Source organism: Mesorhizobium sp. M7A.F.Ca.US.005.03.2.1 (assembly GCF_003997795.1).
GTDB classification, from domain to species: Bacteria; Pseudomonadota; Alphaproteobacteria; order Rhizobiales; family Rhizobiaceae; genus Mesorhizobium; species Mesorhizobium ciceri.
In genome coordinates, this window is record NZ_RZRP01001285.1 from 1 (window position 1) to 1,163 (window position 1,163).

2 pseudogenes are annotated in these 1,163 nt (G+C 61.5%); one reads left to right on the forward strand and one right to left on the reverse strand.

The annotated features are described in order from the left end of the window. Window positions 1-382 (forward strand): annotated as a pseudogene (locus EN991_RS37075) (ATP-dependent DNA ligase); the annotation flags it as partial. A gap of 44 nt (window positions 383-426) precedes the next feature. Here EN991_RS37075 and EN991_RS37080 read toward each other — a convergent pair. Further along, window positions 427-1,163: pseudogene (locus EN991_RS37080) on the reverse strand (caspase family protein); the annotation flags it as partial.

Sequence of the window (1,163 nt, forward strand, 5' to 3'; positions counted from 1 at the left end):
GGAGGGCATGGTGTCGAAGCGGCCTGACAGCGTTTATCGGTCAGGCGACACCGAAGCGTGGCTGAAAACCAAATGCTACGAGGAAGTCGACTTTGAAGTGGCAGGCGTGCAGCTAAAACCGGGATCGGCACCACTCGCTTTGATGGCAACCCGCGATGCGGAACGCCGCTATGTCGGATCGGCTCACATCGCCCTGAACAAAGCCATGCGAGAACGCCTGTGGGCCAAGGTGCAGGAGGGGAAAGGCACGCCACCGAAGGGAGCCGACAAGCCAGACGCCGAATGGATCAAACCTGGCCTTGTCGGACGAGTGAAGACCCTTAAGCGCGAGGACAAGCTACGCCATGCGACTTTGCAGGCGATCCGTGAGGCGAAATCGTGATGTTACGAACGCCAATGAAGTAGGCCCGCCTGACAGCCCACGTCCTAAAACACACCACCGATGCCTATCCCCCCACTAATGTCTGGTGGGGGGGCTATGGGGCGTTGCGGGACGGCCTGCGCGCGTTTCGCCGCCTTGCGGCTGGGGCCGGTTTGCGAAGGGCCGTTGTCCGACGCGACTTTAGCCGGCTTGGCCTTGACGATGACCGGCTGCTTGCAGATTCTGCCGGAACGCAAAAAGAGATCGCCGAGCAATCCGACGGTCGGCTCGGTCGTGGGTGCGATCTGTTTGGTGTTTTTGTAGTAGTCGGTGAGGGCACGGATGGAGCCTGTGCCCCAATCGCCATCAACTTGCATCCGGTAGCACCCCAGGCGACGAAGTTCGGTCTGAATGCTGCGCGCAAGATCGCCTGCCTTGTCCTTTTCCGCTTCGCCCGCCGAGGCGCCGACAATGAGAGTTTCGAGGCCGGAGACGACGCTCTGGCGAGCGACTGCAACGCTTTCGGTTGAAGACAGATTGGCGACCCGAGTGCCGACCGGCTCCGCTGAACCGCCTGACGGTGCCGGAATCTCGACGGACCGCAGCGTCTGTCCGACGATGAGCACGGCGGTCTGCAGGTCGTTGGAGGCGAGCTCTATCTGCAGCTTCTTCTTGGCGTCTGGATCGGACAGGATGCGCGACAGGCTCGCGCTCAACTGCGCCGGATCGAGCATCTGCTGTTCGGTGAAATAGAATTGTTCACGCAGGTTCGACTGATCCCACGGCACCTGGCGGCCGACGG